At 74.4% G+C, this 17,676-nt stretch carries 14 protein-coding genes; all 14 read right to left on the bottom strand.

Annotated features, from left to right (window positions below):
• Positions 1-62: 62 nt before the first annotated feature.
• Positions 63-1,211, bottom strand: coding sequence for a 3-dehydroquinate synthase (gene aroB, locus ACFWI8_RS22145; protein WP_387094282.1), 1,149 nt, complete (start codon positions 1,209-1,211; stop codon positions 63-65).
• Between the two features lie 116 nt (positions 1,212-1,327).
• Positions 1,328-3,511, bottom strand: coding sequence for a 2Fe-2S iron-sulfur cluster-binding protein (locus ACFWI8_RS22140; protein WP_387094279.1), 2,184 nt, complete (start codon positions 3,509-3,511; stop codon positions 1,328-1,330).
• A complete protein-coding gene (locus ACFWI8_RS22135; RefSeq protein ID WP_387094276.1) occupies positions 3,508-4,665 on the bottom strand; it encodes an NAD(P)/FAD-dependent oxidoreductase in 1,158 nt (385 codons plus the stop codon). Before ACFWI8_RS22135 ends, ACFWI8_RS22140 begins: the two co-directional genes overlap by 4 nt.
• Positions 4,662-5,333, bottom strand: a complete 672-nt coding sequence (locus ACFWI8_RS22130) for a GntR family transcriptional regulator (protein ID WP_387094273.1) — start codon at positions 5,331-5,333, stop codon at positions 4,662-4,664. Before ACFWI8_RS22130 ends, ACFWI8_RS22135 begins: the two co-directional genes overlap by 4 nt.
• A 78-nt stretch (positions 5,334-5,411) precedes the next feature.
• On the bottom strand, positions 5,412-6,413 hold the full coding sequence (locus ACFWI8_RS22125) for a proline racemase family protein (RefSeq protein ID WP_387094270.1): 1,002 nt from the start codon (positions 6,411-6,413) through the stop codon (positions 5,412-5,414).
• Complete coding sequence (locus ACFWI8_RS22120) at positions 6,410-7,318, bottom strand: dihydrodipicolinate synthase family protein (protein WP_387094267.1); 909 nt, start codon at positions 7,316-7,318, stop codon at positions 6,410-6,412. Before ACFWI8_RS22120 ends, ACFWI8_RS22125 begins: the two co-directional genes overlap by 4 nt.
• Positions 7,319-7,424: 106 nt before the next feature.
• Positions 7,425-8,864, bottom strand: a complete 1,440-nt coding sequence (locus tag ACFWI8_RS22115) for an aminopeptidase P family protein (RefSeq protein ID WP_387094264.1) — start codon at positions 8,862-8,864, stop codon at positions 7,425-7,427.
• Positions 8,861-10,168 (bottom strand): alpha/beta fold hydrolase, encoded by a 1,308-nt coding sequence (locus ACFWI8_RS22110; protein WP_387094261.1) that lies wholly within the window; start codon positions 10,166-10,168, stop codon positions 8,861-8,863. Before ACFWI8_RS22110 ends, ACFWI8_RS22115 begins: the two co-directional genes overlap by 4 nt.
• On the bottom strand, positions 10,165-11,016 hold the full coding sequence (locus tag ACFWI8_RS22105; RefSeq protein WP_387094258.1) for an ATP-binding cassette domain-containing protein: 852 nt from the start codon (positions 11,014-11,016) through the stop codon (positions 10,165-10,167). Before ACFWI8_RS22105 ends, ACFWI8_RS22110 begins: the two co-directional genes overlap by 4 nt.
• On the bottom strand, positions 11,013-11,873 hold the full coding sequence (locus tag ACFWI8_RS22100; RefSeq protein WP_387094255.1) for an ABC transporter ATP-binding protein: 861 nt from the start codon (positions 11,871-11,873) through the stop codon (positions 11,013-11,015). Before ACFWI8_RS22100 ends, ACFWI8_RS22105 begins: the two co-directional genes overlap by 4 nt.
• The gene (locus ACFWI8_RS22095; RefSeq protein ID WP_387094252.1) at positions 11,870-12,865 is read right to left on the bottom strand and encodes an ABC transporter permease; all 996 of its coding nucleotides are present in this window, start codon (positions 12,863-12,865) and stop codon (positions 11,870-11,872) included. Before ACFWI8_RS22095 ends, ACFWI8_RS22100 begins: the two co-directional genes overlap by 4 nt.
• Positions 12,862-13,818 carry an ABC transporter permease gene (locus ACFWI8_RS22090; RefSeq protein WP_387094249.1) on the bottom strand — a complete coding sequence of 319 codons (957 nt, stop codon included), beginning with the start codon at positions 13,816-13,818 and terminating at the stop codon, positions 12,862-12,864. The genes ACFWI8_RS22095 and ACFWI8_RS22090 overlap by 4 nt, the downstream gene beginning before the upstream one ends.
• 1 nt (position 13,819) lies before the next feature.
• Positions 13,820-15,541: an ABC transporter substrate-binding protein gene (locus ACFWI8_RS22085; RefSeq protein WP_387094246.1), complete on the bottom strand. Its 1,722-nt coding sequence runs from the start codon at positions 15,539-15,541 to the stop codon at positions 13,820-13,822.
• A gap of 85 nt (positions 15,542-15,626) precedes the next feature.
• Positions 15,627-17,570 (bottom strand): glycoside hydrolase family 127 protein, encoded by a 1,944-nt coding sequence (locus ACFWI8_RS22080; protein WP_387094244.1) that lies wholly within the window; start codon positions 17,568-17,570, stop codon positions 15,627-15,629.
• Between the last annotated feature and the right edge of the window lie 106 nt (positions 17,571-17,676).

The raw sequence follows: 17,676 nt of genomic DNA, 5'->3' as shown, positions 1-17,676 counted from the left end.
AGGTGTGCGGCCCCCGGCTGAGCGGGCGCGGCGCGGACGCGGTGGAGCGGTGTGCTCGCGGGTCAGCGCGGCTCGGTGGTCAGCGCCGTGTGGATCTCGGCGTCGCTGACGTCGTCGGCGATCACCGTCTCCCCCAGGTCGACGGGGAGGACGAAGCGCAGCCGGCCGTCGCGGATCTTGCGTATCTGGCCGAGCGCCGCGACGGTGGCGGCCGGGTCGACGGGCGCGGGCAGCGCGCCCAGCGTGACGGGCAGGCCGACGGTGGCCAGCAGGGCGGTGATCCGCCGCAGGGTCGCCGGGTCGAGCAGGCCGCGCCGCTCGGCGATGCGGGCGGCGCAGGCCATCCCGAAGGCGACGGCCTCACCGTGCAGGACGGGACCGTAGCCGGTGACGGTCTCGACGGCGTGGCCGATGGTGTGCCCGAAGTTGAGGGGGCGGCGCAGGTCGTTCTCGTAGGGGTCCTTGGCGATCAGCCGGCACTTCACGGCGCTGGCGCCGTGCACCAGCGCGGCGCTGGCGTCCGGGTCGGCGGCCAGCAGCTCCCGGTACCGGGTCTCGATCAGCTCGAAGAGGGCGGGCGAGGCGATGACGCCCTTCTTGATGGCCTCGGCGAGGCCGGCCCGCAGCTCGCGCTCGTCCAGCGTGGCGAGGTAACCGACGTGTGAGACCACGGCCTTGGGCTGGTGGAAGGCGCCGATCAGGTTCTTGGCGGTGGCGTGGTCGACGGCGACCTTGCCGCCGAGCGCGGCGTCGACCTGGGCGAGCAGGGTGGTCGGCACGTTCACGTACGGGAGGCCGCGCATGTAGGCGCTGGCCACCCAGCCGACGGTGTCGGTGATCACCCCGCCGCCGACGGCGAGGATCACGTCGCGCCTGGCGAGGCGGGTGCCGGCCAGCCAGTCGAGCAGGGCGGCGGCGGTCGGCAGGCTCTTGCTGGCCTCGCCGGCCGGGATGGTGGTCGAGGCGACGTCGAGGCCGGCGGCGGCGAGGCCACCGGCGAGCCGGTCGGCGTGCAGCGCGGCCACGTTGTCGTCGGTGATCAGGGCGACGCGGCGGCCGTCGATCTCGGTGCGTAAGCGGTGCACCGCGGCGGCCTCGTCCTGGCACACGTGGACGGGGTAGGTGTCGTGCCGGGTGGCCGCGCCGATGATCGGGTCGTCCGGGTCGGCGGGCAGGTCGAGCCGCTCGGATACGCGGACATACGTGGTCATGTATCCCCCAGACTCGGTGGTCAGGGCCGCCTCATCGCAGCCACCAATTCTCACCTGAGAACGTTCCGGGGGCAACACTGCGGGCGTGCGCGCACCCGGCGCGCGCTGACCGGCCGTCAGTTCGCGGCGTCCTCCGCCTCCCCGGCGAGCTCGGCGAGCGGGACGGGGACGGCCAGCGGACGGGAGGCGGTGGCGCGCGCGTCGCCCTCGTCCGGCGACCGCCCGTCGAGGGCGGCGGTGAGGCAGGCGGCGGCGAAACCGCAGACCCGCCCCTGGCACCAGCCCATGCCGAGCCGGGTCAGCATCTTGACGGTCCTGGCGTCCGCCGCGCCGAGCTCGGCGTGCGCGGCGCGCACCGCGGCGTGCGGGACCTCCTCGCACCGGCACAGCAGCGTGTCGTCGGTGAGCCAGCGGTGCCAGCCGGCGGGGACCGGGTGGGCGCGGTGCATCGCGGCGGCGAACGCGCGGTGCGCGCGGATGGTGGCGCGCAGCCGGCGGACGCCGGGCTCCTGGGGGCCGGCGCCGGCCAGCACGTGCCCGGCGAGCCGGCCCTCGGCCAGGCTGAGGGTGGCGCCGCCGACGCCGGTGGCCTCGCCGGCCACCAGGACGCCGGGCACGTCGGTGCGTTGGTCCCGGTCGACGTCGACGACGAGCGAGCCGTCGACGTCGAGGCGGGTGGCGACGCCGAGTTGCAGCGGGAGTTCGAGGGCAGGGGTGAAGCCCCAGCCGAGGGCGACCAGGTCGACCTCGACCTCGCCGGGCACGGGGCGCGGCACGCCGTCGCGGCCGACGACGGCGCGGCGGACGGCGCGCACCCGGTCGGTGCCGAGGATCTCGGCGACGGCGGTGCGGGGGCGGTACGGGACGCGGTGCCGGGCGAGGGCGGCGGCGTAGCCTGCGGCCTCGGCGAGCTTGCCCGGCACGGGGAGCACGGCGCGGGCCTGCCGGGCCCAGCGGAGCGGCGAGTTGGCCTCCCAGACGCCGACGACGCGGGCGCCGGCACGGGCAAGACCGGTGGCCACCGGCAGCAGGAAGGGGCCGGTGCCGGCGACCACCACGCGCCTGCCGGCGACCGTGCGGTGCCCCTTGAGCAGCGCCTGCGCGCCGCCGGCGGCCACCACACCGGGCAACGTCCACCCGGGCACGGGCAGTTGCCGGTCGGCACCGCCGGGGCACAGGACGACGGCCGCGGCCTCGACCGGCCCCGGCAACGGCCGGACGCCGTCGTGCACGGGCGTCGTCTCGACCCGGAAGCGGCCGTCGTCCTCGCGGGTCACCAGCCACACCTGTTGCCCCGGCCGGTAGTCGATCCGCCCCGCGGCCACCTGCGCGCGCAACCGCCGCCACCAGCCGGCGAACGGACCGCGGACGTCGTCGTCCGCCGCGTGCCGCCAGTACTGCCCACCGGGCCGCTCCCCCGCGTCCAGCAGCACCACCGACACCCCACGCTCCGCGGCCGTCACCGCGACGCCGAGACCTGCCGGCCCGGACCCGACGACCACCACGCCCGCCGAAGGCGGGCGATCGGCGACCGGCCGGTCCCCGGCCAGGGCCTGCGGCGCGGAGGTCAGCGGCGCTGCGCCCGCACCCGCCCCTCGCCGGTGGCCGGCGGCCGGCATCCGCGGCGCTGCGCCTTCGGCGCAGGCCGGTGCCGCCGGCGGGCCGGAAGCGGCGTTGGCGTGCTCCTTGAGCGTGTCCGCCTGAGGCCCGGCGGGCTCGTCCGCGACAGCCTCGGCGTTCCCGGCCGGCGCGCCAGCGCCGGCGGGCGTCTCCGCCTGGGGAGTACCGCCCCCGGCGGCGCGCCGCGGCGCGCCGCCTCCGGCGAGGGCTGAACCGGAAGCGACGCCGGCGTCATCCGGGGGCGCGGCCGGGCCCTCGCCGCCGCGGGCTCGCGGATCGGCGGCGGAACGCGCCGCAGGCGGACCGGCCGCCTCGCCGGAGGTGGACGGGCTGGCGGGCGAGGGCCGCTCCGGGGTGCCGGCGTCGGCGCGCGCCGTGGCAAGCCCGGCCGCACCATCCGCCGGTGGCGGGGACGGGGCCGCAGGCCCCGGAAGTTCAGGGACGGGGGTCGACGAGACCCGCATGCCGTCCCGCACAGGGACCACGCAGGTGCGTTGGGGTGGGGCATCGTCGATGGTGGCGAGGCAGTCGTGGCAGGAGCCGATGCCGCAGAAGAGGCCGCGGGGGCGGCCCGCGTGGCGGGTGGTGCGCCAGGCGGGGATGCCGGCGGCGATGAGCGCGGCGGCGACGGACTGGCCGGGGCGGGCGGGTAGTTCGCGGCCCTCGTAGAAGATTCTCACGCGACGGGCTCCCAGCGTTCGGGCGCGAACGGCGCCAGGTCGAGGGTGGGTTCGGCTCCGGTGAGGGCCTGGGCGAGCAGCTGGCCGGTGCCGGCGGAGAGGCCGATGCCGGCGCCCTCGTGGCCGCAGGCGTGCCAGAGTCCTGGCAGCCGCGGGTCGGGGCCGATGACCGGCAGGTGGTCGGGGCAGTAGGGGCGGAAGCCGTGGTAGGCGCGCAGGGCGCGGACGCCGGCGAGGACCGGGAAGAGGCCGACGGCGCCGCGCGCCAGCAGGGCGAGCGCCTGGCGCGAGGGGCGGCGGTCGAAGCCGACGCGCTCCCGGGTCGAGCCGATCAGCACCGTGCCGGCCGGGGTGCCCTCGACGACCGGCGAGGACTGGAGCGCGGCGTCGGAACTGCCCACGTCCCCCACGTACTCCGCCGCGTAGACCTTGTGCCGGATGACCAGCGGCAGCGGCTCGGTGACCAGCACGAAGCCGCGCCGCGGCAGCACCGGCAGGTGGACGCCGGCGAGGGCGGCGACCTCGCCGGCCCAGGTGCCCGCCGCGTTGACCACGGCGGGGGCGTCCAGCCGCCGGGACGGGGTGGTGACGCCGACCACCCGGCCCCGGGCGCTGCGGATCTCGGTGACCGGGGCGCCCGTCAGCACCTCGGCGCCCGCGGCGCGGGCGAGTCGCAGCAGGTGGGCGACCAGCAGCACGGGCTGCACCTGGGCGTCCTCCGGGTAGTACGCCCCGCCGGCCAGGTCGGGGCGCAACAGCGGCTCGACCGTGCCGAGTTCGCCGGCACCGAGGTCGTCCACGCGGACGCCGGCGGCCCGTTGGCGGTCGGCCAGGGCGCGCAGCGCGGATAGGGAGGCGTCGGTGGCAGCCACCACCAGGCCGCCCTTGGACTCGAACTCCCAGTGGTGGCCGTGCTCGGCGAGCTCCGCGCGCCACACCCGCTGGGAGTGGCGCGCGAGGTCGAGCTCGGGCCCGGCGTCCTTGTCGGAGACCAGCACGTTGCCCTCGCCGGCGCTCGAGGTGCCGCCGCCGATCGGGCCGCGGTCGACGACCAGCACCCGCAGGCCGGCGTGGGCGGCGAAGTAGGCGGTGGCGGCGCCCACCGCGCCGGCGCCCACGACGATCACGTCGTACGACGATGCGGGAGACGTCACGTGCCGCCGGCCCACTTTCCTCTGACATGGCCGATGTGGCGCTCCATCAGCTGCTGCGCGCCGGCCGCGTCGCCCGCCTCGACCAGGTCGAGCAGCTGGTGGTGTTCGAGCGCCGACTCCTCCAGGCGGCCGGACTCCAGCAGCGGGGTGAGGCCCAGCAGGCGGGTGCGGGAGCGGAGTTCGGAGACGATGGTGGACAGCTGGGTGTTGCCGGCGTAGGCCAGCAGCGCCAGGTGGAAGACGCGGTCGGCGTTGATGTAGGCGACCAGGTCGCCGTCCCTGACCGCGTCCACGATGGCCTGGGCGAGCTCGCGCAGCCGCGGGAAGTCGGCTGCCGGGATCACCGGCACCACGTCCCGCACGGTGGGCGGTTCGAGGAGGAGCCGCACGTGGGTGACCTCGTCCAGCTCCTCGTCCGGCACCACCCTGACCCGGTAGCCCTTGTTGGGCAGCGCCTCCACCATGCCCTCGCGGACCAGGTCGAGCATGGCCTCCCGCACCGGCGTCGCGGAGATGCCGAACATGGTGCCGAGCGTCGGCGCCGAATAGACCGCGCCCGGCTTCATCTCCCCGGAGATGACGGCGGCGCGCAACGCGTCGGCCACCATCTCGCGCAGCCGCTCGCGCTTGTTCAGTGGTTGCAGACCGGCGATGGGCGCCGTCTCCATGTCTCGTCTCCTCGTCGGACCCTGATCGGGTGTGCCACTCGCCGCGGGGCGAGTTCGCGAAATCGCGTACTGCCGTTCTTACATGAGGAACCCCGCGGGGAACGGATCGGTCGGGTCCAGAAGGTACTGGGCGGTGCCGGTGATCCAGGCACGGCCCGTGATGGTGGGCACCACGGCCGGCAGTCCGCCGACGGTGGTGGCCGCCACGAGCCGGCCGGTGAACGTGGTGCCGATGAAGGACTCGTTGACGAAGTCGGTGTCCAGCGGCAGTTCGCCGCGGGCGTGCAGCTGGGCCATCCGGGCGCTGGTGCCGGTGCCGCAGGGTGAGCGGTCGAACCAGCCGGGGTGGATGGCCATGGCGTGCCGCGAGTGCCGGGCGGTGGAGCCCGGTGCCTCCAGGTAGACGTGGTGGCAGCCGACGATGTCGGGGCGCTCGGGGTGGGTGGGCGGGTGCCGCGCGTTGATGGCGGCCATCAGGTCGAGCGCGGTGTCGATCATCCGGGCGCCGGCGGCCCGTTCGAAGGGGATGCCGAGGTCGTCGAGGCGGACGATGGCGTAGAAGTTGCCGCCGAAGGCCAGGTCGTGCCGGACCTGGCCGAGGCCCGGCACGTCGACGACCTGGTCGAGGGCGACGGCGAACGAGGGCACGTTGCGGATGGTGACGGAGGTGGCGGCGCCGTCCGCGACGGCGACCTCGGCGACGACGAGGCCGGCGGGGGTGTCGAGGCGGACGGTGGTGACCGGCTCGGTCACCGGCACCATGCCGGTCTCGACCAGCACGGTGGCCACCCCGATGGTGCCGTGCCCGCACATCGGCAGCACGCCGCTGACCTCGATGAAGAGCACGCCCATGTCGGCGTCGGGGCGGGTGGGCGGCTGGAGGATGGCGCCGCTCATCGCGGCGTGGCCGCGCGGCTCGTACATCAGGAAGGTGCGCAGCTCGTCCCGGTGTTCGATGAACCAGGTGCGCCGCTCGGCCATGGTGGCGCCGGGGAGCACGCCCACGCCGCCGGTGACGACGCGGGTGGGCATGCCCTCGGTGTGCGAGTCGACGGCGTGCAGGACGCGGCTGCTCCTCACCGGTGCCCCTGGGCGAGGAGTTCCTCGGTGAGGCGGGTGATGGCGGCGACGGCCTCGGCGGACAGCGGGCTGCGCGGCGGCCGGCAGGCGCCGCCCTTGCGACCGGCGGCGTCCATGGCGACCTTGATGGCCTGCACGAACTCGGTCTTGGAGTCCCAGCGCAGCAGCGGGTGCAGCGCCCGGTAGAGGGGGAGCGCCTTGGCCACGTCGGCCGGGTCGCCCGAGGTGGCGAGGCGGTAGAGCTCGACGGTGCTGGCGGGCAGGGCGTTGGTGACGCCGGCGATCCAGCCGACGGCGCCGGCGAGGCCGAGTTCGAGGACGACGTCGTCGGAGCCGATCACCAGGTCGAGTTCGGGCGCGAGCTCCCGCAGTTCGTAGGCGCGCCGCACGTCGCCGCTGAACTCCTTGACGGCGACGATCAGTCCTTCGGCGTGGAGCCGGGCGAGCAGCCGCGGCGTGAGGTCGACCTTGGTGTCGATCGGGTTGTTGTAGGCGACGACGGGCAGGCCGACCGCCGCGACTGCGCGGAAGTGGTGGACGACGGTCTCCTCGTCGGCGCGGTACGAGTTGGGCGGCAGCAGCAGCACGGAGCCGGCGCCGGCCTCGGCCGCGGCCTCGGCCCAGCGCGCCGACTCCAGGGCGCCGTACGCGCTGACGCCCGGCATCACGCCGAAGCCCTCGGGGGCGGCGGCGACGGCGGTGGTCACGACGGCGGCGCGCTCGGCGTCGGTGAGCGTCTGGTACTCGCCGAGCGAGCCGTTGGGGCAGACGCCGTCGCAGCCGCCTGCGGCGAGGAAGGCGATGTGGTCGGCGTAGGCGTCGTGGTCCACGTCGCCGGCCGCGGTGAACGGAAGGGCGGCGGCGACGTGCACGCCGCGCCATGCCTCGCGCGGGGTGGTGGGCACGGGGTGGTCTCCTGTCGGGTCGGGGAGCCTTCCCCCTCAGGGTGGCTCAGTACAATGTCACATGTCAAAAGCGGTCCGGGGAATGGGCGGTTGACCCGCCCGCCGCTCACAGCAGGCCCCGCACCCACTCCTCGACGCCGCCGGCCGAGATCGGCAGCGCGCCGGACAGCACCTCGGCGCCGTCCTCGGTGACCAGCAGGTCGTCCTCCAACCGCACGCCGATGCCGCGCAGTTCGGGCGGCAGCGTGAGGTCGTGCGGGTGGAAGTAGAGGCCCGGCTCCACGGTGAGCACCATGCCGGGCGCCAACGGCGCGCCCTGGTACGCCTCGTAGCCGGAGCGGGCGCAGTCGTGCACGTCCAGGCCGAGGTGGTGGCCGATGCCGCAGACCAGGTAGCGGCGGTGCTGCTGCCCGGCCGGCGACAGCGCCTCGTCGACGGAGACCGGCAGCAGCCCCCAGTCGTGCAGGCCCCGGGCGACCGCCTCCATGGCCGCGAAGTGGAAGTCGGCGTAGGTGCGGCCGGGAGCCACCTGGGCGAGACCGGCCAGGTGCGCGGCCTCGACCAGGTCGTGGACCCGCCGCTGCGCCTCGGTGAACCGGCCGCCGGGCGGCACGGTCCTGGTGACGTCGGCCGTGTACAGCGACCTGGTCTCCACGCCCATGTCGAGCAGCAGCGGCTGGTCGGGCAGCACGGGACCGTCGCAGCGCACCCAGTGCAGGGTGGCGGCGTGCGGTCCCGAGCCCACGATGGTGGCGTAACCGGGGCCGTTGCCCACGGTGCGGGCGTGCCGGTCGAAGGTGCCCTGGAGCCACCGCTCGCCGCCGGCGGCGACGGCCGTGGGGATCTCACCGACGACGGCGGCGAAGCCCGCCACGGTGTGGTCCACGGCCTGCCGGAGCTGCTCGATCTCCCAGGCGTCCTTGACCATCCGCAGGTCGGAGAGGGCGGTGGCGAGTTCGGGGTCGGCCTTCAGGCCGTGCCGGCGGACGAGGTCGGGTTCGGTGCCCGGGGTGGCGCCGGCGCCGGCGACCCGGGAGAGGGCGGCGTCGAGGTCGGCGAGCGGGCGGACCTCGACGCCGAGCGCCCGGGCCCAGTCGGCGACGCCAGGGGCTGGGCCGACCCACAGCTCGCCGTGGGCGGCGTCGGCGAAGAAGCCGGTCTCGCCCGGCCTGGCGGGCGGCGGGAGGTAGAGGGTGGCGGCGTGGTCCTGGGGGTCGCCGCGGCCGGCGGTGAGGACCAGCACGGCGTCCTCGACGGCGCATCCGGTCAGCCAGACGAAGTCGCTGTCGGCGCGGTAGTCGTAGGCGGTGTCGTTGCTGCGGACCGGGGCGCGGCCGGCACCCGCGACCACGGTGCCGGGGCCGAGGCGGGCGACGAGCCGGGCGCGGTGGTCGGCGGCGGCCTCGGCGGCGCCGGGCGGCAGCGGCACGGGGGTGTCCACCTCGGCCCAGCCGGTGCCGATGGCGGTGGTGAAGGCGGACACCTCGGTGAGGCGTGGGGGTCGGGTGCCGGCGTAGGGGGGCCGGCTCGTGGTCGGTTCCGTCATCTCCGTTCTCCTCCTCGGTCGCGCATCAGCTCGCGCAGCCGGGAGAAGACCCGGCCCGAGGCGAGCCCGTCGTGTTCGTGCTCGTTGGTGATCCACACCTGGGTGTTTCCGAGCCGGGCTGCGGTGGCCAGTTGGAGGTGGAAGTCGACGTACAGGTCGTCGTGGTAGAGGGCGGCGACCACCGGCACCTCGTTGGCGGCCAGCCGGTCCAGGTCGTACAGCGGCGGCCAGTCGGTGCGGGCGGCCAACTCCTCGCAGGCGGCGTGGAACGGGCGCAGCGCCCTGATCTCGGTCGTCATCCAGGGGTAGGCCATCTCGCCGGTGAAGAACAGCGGCCTGGCGTCCGGCGCGAACTCGGGGTGGTGGGCGCGTTCCCGCTGGGCGGCCCAGCCGGTGGGGCCGCCGCCCGCGCCGTGGGCGTAGATGGATTCCTGGAGGGTCCAGAACAGCGGGCTGCCGGTGTTCGAGGTCCGGACCATGACCTGTTCGAGGAAGGTGTCGGAGAGCCGGCCCGGCGCGGCGAAGGCGTCCTCGAGCAGCCAGTGCAGCCGTTCCGTGCCGGGCTTCATGCCGAGGTCGAGACCGAGCGACTGGAAGCGGTGGACGGTGAGCCGGTCGCCGTCCGGCAGCCGCACGTCGTCCTCGCCGAGCAGGTCGGCGACGGCGGCGGCGATCTCCGCGTCGCCCGGGTGGCGCCGGTAGAACTCGCGGTTCCTGGCGGCCACCCGGGGATAGGTGCGGCGGTACACCTCGGCCGCGTCGGGCGGCAGCCCGGGCAGCCCGCCGGTGACATAGCAGCCGGTCAACGCCTCGGGGGCGCGGGAGAGGTAGGTGAGGGTGACGAAGCCGCCGTAGCTCTGGCCGAGGGTGGCCCAGCGCCGGCCGCCGTAGACGGTGCGCCGCAGGTGTTCCGCGTCGGCGACGATCGAGTCGGCCCGGTGGAGAGCGAGGAGTTCGGCGCCGGCCGCGCCCGAGCCGAGGGCCGTCATGACGGCGCCGTCGATCGGGCTGGAGCGGCCGGTGCCGCGCTGGTCGAGCAGCACCACCCGGTAGTGGTCGAGCGCTTCGCCGAGCCAGCCGGACCGGTCGAGGGGGCGCGGCGAGCGCCCGCCGGGCCCGCCCTGGAGGAAGAGCAGCAGCGGCAGCTCCTCGGCGCGCCGCTCCGGGGCGACGACCTCGCGGGCGAAGACCTCGACGGTGCGCCCGTCGGGCGCCGACCAGTCGAGCGGGGCGGTCACCCGGTGCTCGGTGATCCACAGGCCGCGCAACGGGTAGCCGGGGTCGGGTTCGGGGTCGGCCGTCATGCGTCGTCTCCTCGGTCACGGGCGCGGGCCCGGCGGGCGGCCTCCCACTCGGGGCGGATCCGCGGCACGGCGGCCAGCAGGGTGCGGGTGTACTCGTGTCGGGGGGCGCCGAACACGGCGTCGCGGTCGCCGCTCTCGACGACCCGGCCCTGGTGCATCACGGCGACGCGGTCGGCGAGTTGGCGGACCACGGCGAGGTCGTGGGCGATGAACAGGTAGCCGAGGCCCTCCTCGCGTTGCAGCCGCCGCAGCAGGTTGATCACCTGGGCCTGGACGGACACGTCGAGCGCCGAGACGGCCTCGTCGCAGATCACCACCTTCGGTCCGACGGCCAACGCCCGGGCGATGCCGATGCGTTGCGCCTGCCCGCCGGAGAACTGCGCCGGGTAGCGGGTGGAGTGGTCCGGGTCGAGGCCGACGCGCTCCATCAGGGCGCGGGTGAAGGCACGGGCGCCGCCCGGCACTTCGCGGCCCTGGTAGGTGAGCGGCGCGGTCACGATGCGTTCGACGGTGTGCCGGGGGTTCAGCGAGGAGTAGGGGTCCTGGAAGACGACCTGGACGCCGGAACGGAAGCGGTGCAGGGCCGCGCCGGTGCGGCGGGTGACGTCCTCGCCCTCGAACTCGACGGTGCCGGCCGTGGCGTCGAGGAGTCGGGCGACGAGCCGGGCGGTGGTGGACTTCCCGGACCCGGACTCGCCCACCAGGGCCAGGGTCTCGCCCGCGCGCAGCTCCAGGTCGACGCCGTCGACGGCGCGCAGCACGGGCCGCCGGGCGAAGGGGGCGCCGCCGCGCAGCGTGAACTCGCGGACCAGGCCGCGGGCGGTGAGCAGGGGTGCGGTGCCGGTCATCGTTCGCCCTCCCGCGGGGTGTCGGGCGCCGCCGCCTCGACGGTGCGCAGCTCGCCGACCTCGTCGTCGAGCCGGGGCACCGCGTCCAGCAGGGCGCGGGTGTACGGGTGCCGTGGGTCGGAGAACAGCCGGGCGACCGGGGCGCGTTCGACGCAGCGGCCGGCGCGCATCACGACGACGTCGTCGACCATCTCGCTGACCACGGCCAGGTCGTGGGTGATGAGCACAAGACCGGTTCCGGTGTCGCGCTGGATCTCCTTGAGGAGCGCGAGGATCTGCGCCTGCACGGTGACGTCGAGCGCGGTGGTGGGCTCGTCCGCGATCAGCAGGTCGGGTTCCGTGGAGAGCGCGATGGCGATCATGACGCGCTGCCGCATGCCGCCGGAGAACTGATGCGGGTAGTGGCCGGCGCGGCGGGCCGCGTCGGGGATGCGGACGCGTTCCATGGCCTCGACGGCGACCCGGCGCGCCTGCCGCCGGGTGACCCCGGCGCGGTGGGCGCGGTAGGCCTCCTCGATCTGGAAGCCAACGGTGTAGTAGGGGTTGAGCGAGGAGAGCGGGTCCTGGAAGACCATGGCGATCCGGTCGCCGCGGATCCCCCGCATGCGACGCTCCGGCAGTCCCGCGATCTCCTCGCCGGCCAGCCTGATGTGGCCGGTGAGCCGGGCATCGGGCGGCAGCAGGCCCATGACGGCCAGGCTGGTCATGGACTTGCCGGAGCCCGACTCGCCGACGATGCCGAGCGAGCCGCCGGGTGGCAGGGCGAAGCCGAGGCCGCTGACCACCTCGGTGCCGCCGCCGGCGGGGGTGGGAAAGGCGATGGTGAGGTCCTGGACCTCCAACAGGGGCGTGGTCATGCGACGGTCAGCCTCACCCTCGGGTCGAGTGCCGTGTAGACGAGGTCGACGACGACGTTGCCGACGACGACGAAGGCGGCGGCCAGCAGGGTGACGCCCATGATCACCGGCTGGTCGTTGCGGCCGATGGCGTCGGCGGTCATCTTGCCGATGCCGTTGAGGCCGAAGACGGTCTCGGTGATGAGGGCGCCGCCGAGCAGCCCGGCGAAGTCCATGCCGAAGATGGTGGCGATCGGGGTGAGCGCGGGCCGCAGCGCGTGCCGGCGGATCACCTGTTGCCGTGGCAGGCCCTTGGCGCGGGCGGTGCGCACGAAGTTCTCGGCCAGGGTGTCGATGACGTTGGCCCGGGTGAGTCGCGCGTAGACCGAGGCGTAGGCGAAGGCGAGCACGATCCAGGGCATCAGGTAGCTCTGGAACCAGAGCGCGGGGTCGTCGCCGAAGGCGACGGCCTGCGGGAAGGGCAGCCATTCGAGCTCGACCACCAGCACGTACTGGAGGAGGAGCGCGAACACGTAGTTGGGGATGGAGAGGCCGGCCAGGGCCACCATCATGGCGCTCCGGTCCCACCAGGTGCCCTGCTTCAGGGCGCCGATCAGGCCGCCGGCGACGCCGGCGAGCAGCCACAGCACGGCGGCGCCGACGGCGAGGGTGACGGAGACCGGGAGGCGGTCGGTGATCATCTCCCAGACGGGCTGGCTGGACTGGAACGAGTAGCCGAAGCAGGGCGCGGCGCAGTGCACGGCGCCCTCGCCCGTGCCGTAGGTGCGGCCGGCGAAGAGGCCGCCGAGGAAGCCGGTGAACTGGGCGAACAGCGGCTCGTCGAGTCCGAGGTTGGTGCGGATGCGGTCGATCAGCTCGGGGGTGCAGTTCTTGCCGCAGATCTGTACGGCCGGGTCGGGCGAGAGGACGAAGAAGACGCCGAAGGTGAACAGGCAGACCAGCAGCAGGATCAGCAGGACGCCGGAGAGGCGCACGAACAGGTAGCGGGTCATCGGCGGGCCCCTCCCGGGTCGAGGACGGCGCGCAGCCGGTCGCCGAGGACGGTGAAGGAGAGCACCAGGAGGAAGAGGAAGGCGCCGGGGATGGCGAAGTAGCTGGGCACGACCGTGTACCAGTTGACGGAGGAGGCGATCATCTGGCCCCAGGAAGGGGTGGGTGGGACGACGCCGATGCCGAGGAAAGACAGGCCGGCCTCGGTGCCGATGTAGCCGGGGATGGCCAGCGTGGTCAGCACGATGATGGTGGAGCGCAGGTTGGGCAGGATCTCGCGGAACACGATGGTGGCGGTGGAGGCGCCCGAGGCGCGGGCGGCCTCCACGAACTCGCGCTGGGCGAGCGACATGGTCTGGCCGCGCACGACGCGGGCCAGGTAGGGCCAGCCGAACAGCGAGATGACGACGACCAGGGCCACCGAGCGGTTGCTCGCGGGGAGCGCCGACAGGATGGCGATCATGAAGATCAGCGCGGGGAAGGCCATCAGGAAGTCCATGACGCGGGAGATCACCCAGTCGACGCGGCCGCCGAGGTAGCCGGCGAGCATGCCGAGGACGACGCCGAGCAGGGTGGTCAGCGCGGTGGCGGAGAGCGCGATCAGCATGGAGACGCGGGCGCCGTAGACGATGCGCGCGAAGATGTCGCGGCCACTGCCGGGTTCGACGCCGAACCAGTGGTCCGAGCCGGCGCCGCCCCAGCCGCCGAGCGGCACGCCGGCGAGGTCGGGGTCGATGGCCTGCTGGTCGAACTCGTAGGGGCCCCAGCCGCTGAGTCTGACGATCAGCGGTGCGAACAGGGCCATCAGCACGATCAGCAGGATGTAGCCGCCGGCGAGCAGGGCTCCGGGGTCGCGGGTGAGGGCGCGCAGGGGTCGGGCGCCGGGCGCGCCGCCGGCCGTCGCCGGCGGCGCGCTCTGCTCCACGACCTCCAACTCGGTGGGGAGGACGGTCATCTCAGCCCCGCTCTGGGTCCCGCAGGCCGACGAGGACGAAGTCGATGCCGCCGCTGGCTGAGCCGGGGTTGGCGTAGATGCCGGTGATGTTCTCGCCGGGCAGGGTGATGCCGGACTCCACGGCGAGCGGCACGATGGGGGCGAGTTCCATGATCTCCTCGTCGAGCAGACCCCACTGCTCGTTGGCCGCGTCGAGGTCGGTCATGGCGCGGATCTCGTCGATGCGGGCGTTGATGTTCTCGTCGTTCAGCTGGGCGAGGTTGGGGTTGCCGACCTCGGTGATGCCGCGGCCGTCGAAGAGCGGCGGCAGGAAGGTGCTGGCCGAGGAGGCCCAGTCGGGGCACCAGCCGGTGATGGCGGCGTCGTGCTGGAGGGCCGGGGTGCCGATGGTCTCGTAGTAGGAGGAGACGTCGATGACGTTGAGCTCGATGTCGATGCCGAGCGGTTCGAGGGACTGCTGGATGGCCTCGGCCTGGGCCCGCATCTTCGGCTGGGAGCGGATGTCGAGGGTCATCTCGAAGCCGTCGCCGTAGCCGGCCTCCTCCAGCAGGGCGCGGGCGGCCTCCGGGTCGCCGCGGTGGCCCTCGCTCGGGTAGAGGTCGTACTCGCGGTACCCGGCGACGGTCGCGGGCAGGATGGTGGTGGAGATGTCGGCGAACTGGGTGCCGCCGCTGGCGTTCTGCACGGCCGCGCGGTCGACGGCGTAGTTGATGGCCTGCCGCACCCGGACGTCGTCGAACGGCTCCCTGGTGGTGTTGAGGCCCATGTAGGTCTGGCAGATGCCCTCCATCCGCTGCAGCCGGTCCTGGAGTTGGGGCGTCTGGACGCGGGGCAGGGTGGCGGGCTGGATGGTGAGGGAGATGGCGTTGGCGTCGGCGCCCTGGCCGGCGAGCAGCCGTTCGTCGATGGTGGCCGGGTCGAGGCCGATGACGAACTCCCAGCGGTCGGGGTAGGCGGCGCGGACCTCGTCGGTCTCGGGGTCCCACTCCTCGTTGCGGACCAGCCGGATCTCGCTGCCGGGCGTGTAGGAGTCGAGGCGGTAGGGCCCGGAGGCGATGATGTCGTTGATGAACTCGTCGCCGGCGCCGGTGCCTTCGGGGAAGGGCACGAAGCTGTTCTGGGCGACGACCGAGCCGAACTCGGGGTACGGCTCCCGCAGGTGGAAGACGATGGTGCGCTCGTCCGGGGTCTCGATGGTGTCGAGCGGGCCCGAGCGGTAGGGGCCCTCGTAGCCCTCGGGCGCGTCGATGACCTGCCGGGCGTAGGGCGAGCCGATGCCGATCTCCGGGTCCCAGGCGCGGGATATGCCGAACTTGACGTCGGCGGAGGTGATCGGGGTGCCGTCCTCGAAACGCACGCCCTCCTTGAGGGTGAAGGTCCAGGTGAGGCCGTCCTCAGAGGGGGTGCCCAGGTCGGTGGCGAGGTCGGGGACGATCGCCGAGGGGTCGTCGGCGTTCCCGGGGGCCGGGGTGGTCAGGGTGCGGTAGACGAGGCGGTAGAAGTTGTTGACGCCGCCGTCGAAGCCGCGGGCCGGGTCCAGGTAGGAGAAGTCGGCGTTCTGCAGCACGCGGACGGTGCCGCCGCGTTCGGGGGTGTCCGTGTAGGAGACGGAGCCGCCGTCGGAGTCGGCGGCTCCGCCGCCCGGGCCGCCGTTGGAACAGGCGCCGAGGGTGAGCACGGCGGCGGTGATGGCCGCGGCCGTGGCGAGGTGGGTTCTCTTCACTCGGGTTCCTTTCGCAAGCCGCTGGCGCCGGGGCGTTCCAGGGGGCGAGGGGGATCGGTCGTCTGGGGGTGTGGTGCTGGGGTCGTCAGAACCGGCGCAACCAGACGCGCATGGCGTCGGGCTCGCGGTTGCCCCACAGGAAGTAGGGGACGAGGCGGACGGGCGCGCGGGGCGCCGGGGTGGGCCGGGGGTCTGGCCCGGGGTCGGGGGTGAGCTCGGGGTAGAGCTCTCGGCCGGCCGGCGGCGCGGTGGCCAACTCGGCGGCGAGGGTGGTGACGTCAGGGCCGAGGTCCGGGTCGCCGACGCCCTCGTGGAAGGACGGCAGGTCGTCCGGGGCGAGCAGCAGGTCGTCGACGGGCGCGCCCGCGTCCTGCTGTTCGAGGCAGTAGACGAGGGGGCCGCGGAGCAGGGCGAGGGTGCCGCGGGTGGCGTCGAGGTGGGGGTGGGAGGCGACGGCGCGGACCCGCAGCGGCAGGTCGAGGACGAGGCGGTCGCCGGGCCGCCAGACGCGGGTGAGCCGCAGCCAGCCGGGGTCGGCGGGCGCGGCGGGGTGGTCGCCGAGCGTCGCGCTGGCGCCGCGCGCCCAGCCGGGGACCCGCAGCGCGAGGGTGACGGGCCGGTCGGCGGCCGCGTCGACCTCGACGGTCACCCGGCCGTCCCACGGGTAGTCGGTGGTGACGGTGACGGCGAGCGGCTCGGCGCGCAGCCGGGCGGCGGCGTAGAGGCCGATGGTGAGGGTGTCGGCGTCGGCGGTGGCGAGGTGGTCCTGGAGCTGCGCGTTCCAGCGGATGATGTTGGGCGGGCAGCAGGGGCAGCCGAACCAGGCGCGGCGCAGGAGTTCGCCGCCGGACTCGGCGCCGCTGCGCTGGTCGTGGTCGGGGCGGCGCTGGAGCGGGTTGTCGTAGAAGAAGGCGCGCCCGTCGAGCGAGGTGCCGACGGCGTAGGCGTTGAACAGCACCCGTTCGACGGTGTCGAGGACGTCCGCCCTGCCGGTGGCGAGGAAGAGCCGCCAGCCCCACTGCATGGTGCCGATGGCGGCGCAGGTCTCGGCGTAGGCGCGCTCGGGCGGGAGTTCGTAGCGGTCGCCGACGGCCTCGTCGGAGTGGCGGCTGCCGAGCCCGCCGGTGAGGTGGAGCTTGGTGTCCACCATGTCGTCCCACAGCGCCTGGAGGTGGGCCAGGAGTTCGACGTCGCCGGTCTCGACGGCGAGGTCGGTGGCGCCGGCCGCCAGGTAGGTCATGCGGACGGCGTGGCCGGTGGCGGACGGCAGTTCGCGCAGCGGGAGGTGGTCCTGGAAGTAGGAGGGCGGGAAGACGCTGTGCTCCAGCCGGCCGGCACCGCGGCGGTCGACGAAGAGCTGGGCCTGCCGCAGGTAGGCGGGCTCGCCGGTCTCCCGGTGGAGCTCGACCAGGGCCATCTCGACCTCGGGGTGGCCGCAGTAGAGGGGTTCGCCGTCGTCTCCGTAGCGCTGGACGACGAGGTCGGCGAAGCGGCGGGCGACGCGCAGCAGTCGGTGGTCGTCGAGTTGGCGGGCGGCGGCGACGGCGGCCTGGGTCAGGTGGCCGAGGTTGTACAGCTCGTGGCCCCAGGCCAGGTCGGACCAGGGGGACTTGGCCGGTTCCGGTCCCTGGAAGTAGCTGCCGAGGTAGCCGTCCTCGGCCTGGGCGCGCTCGATCAGCCGGACGCTCTCGGCGTAGAAGGCCTGGCTCTCGGCGTCCGCGGTGCCCCTGGCCAGCTCGTAGGCGAGGCCCTCCAACGTCTTGTACACGTCGGTGTCGAGGAACGGGTAACGACCGTGGTAGGGCTCGTCGTCGGCCGTCTCGCCCGCCACCCGACGGAGGTTGGTCAGGTTGCCGGCGCGGGTGATCTCGCGGACGGCGTGCGGCAGGGTCGCCTCGGCGTTGCGGCGCTGCCACGCGGCGAGGAGGCCGCCGGTGAGCCGCGCCTCGCCGACGCCGAGCGGCCGGCCCGCGGGCGTGGTCGCGAGCACCGCGGGGGCGGGCGAGTGGGGACGGTCGGAAACGGGCATGGGGCTCCCGTCGGAAGGGGTGAGGGGGCCGCCGCGACGGCCAGTAGCGGGTGACATTGTACTGTCACAGGCTATTTCTGCACCGGGTCGTGCGGGAAACTTCCGC

Source organism: Streptomyces sp. NPDC127098, assembly GCF_042722465.1.
Lineage (GTDB): Bacteria > Actinomycetota > Actinomycetes > Streptomycetales > Streptomycetaceae > Streptomyces > Streptomyces millisiae.
This window is presented reverse-complemented; position numbering and strand designations above follow the sequence as displayed.

Bases quoted from the DNA above. Each gene is read 5' to 3' on its own strand.
- ACFWI8_RS22110 (WP_387094261.1), bottom strand. From the start codon at position 10,168: ATGACGGCCGACCCCGAACCCGACCCCGGCTACCCGTTGCGCGGCCTG.
- ACFWI8_RS22105 (WP_387094258.1), bottom strand. From the start codon at position 11,016: ATGACCGGCACCGCACCCCTGCTCACCGCCCGCGGCCTGGTCCGCGAG.
- aroB (WP_387094282.1), bottom strand. From the start codon at position 1,211: ATGACCACGTATGTCCGCGTATCCGAGCGGCTCGACCTGCCCGCCGAC.
- ACFWI8_RS22130 (WP_387094273.1), bottom strand. From the start codon at position 5,333: ATGGAGACGGCGCCCATCGCCGGTCTGCAACCACTGAACAAGCGCGAG.
- ACFWI8_RS22095 (WP_387094252.1), bottom strand. From the start codon at position 12,865: ATGACCCGCTACCTGTTCGTGCGCCTCTCCGGCGTCCTGCTGATCCTG.
- ACFWI8_RS22080 (WP_387094244.1), bottom strand. From the start codon at position 17,570: ATGCCCGTTTCCGACCGTCCCCACTCGCCCGCCCCCGCGGTGCTCGCG.
- ACFWI8_RS22090 (WP_387094249.1), bottom strand. From the start codon at position 13,818: ATGACCGTCCTCCCCACCGAGTTGGAGGTCGTGGAGCAGAGCGCGCCG.
- ACFWI8_RS22115 (WP_387094264.1), bottom strand. From the start codon at position 8,864: ATGACGGAACCGACCACGAGCCGGCCCCCCTACGCCGGCACCCGACCC.
- ACFWI8_RS22100 (WP_387094255.1), bottom strand. From the start codon at position 11,873: ATGACCACGCCCCTGTTGGAGGTCCAGGACCTCACCATCGCCTTTCCC.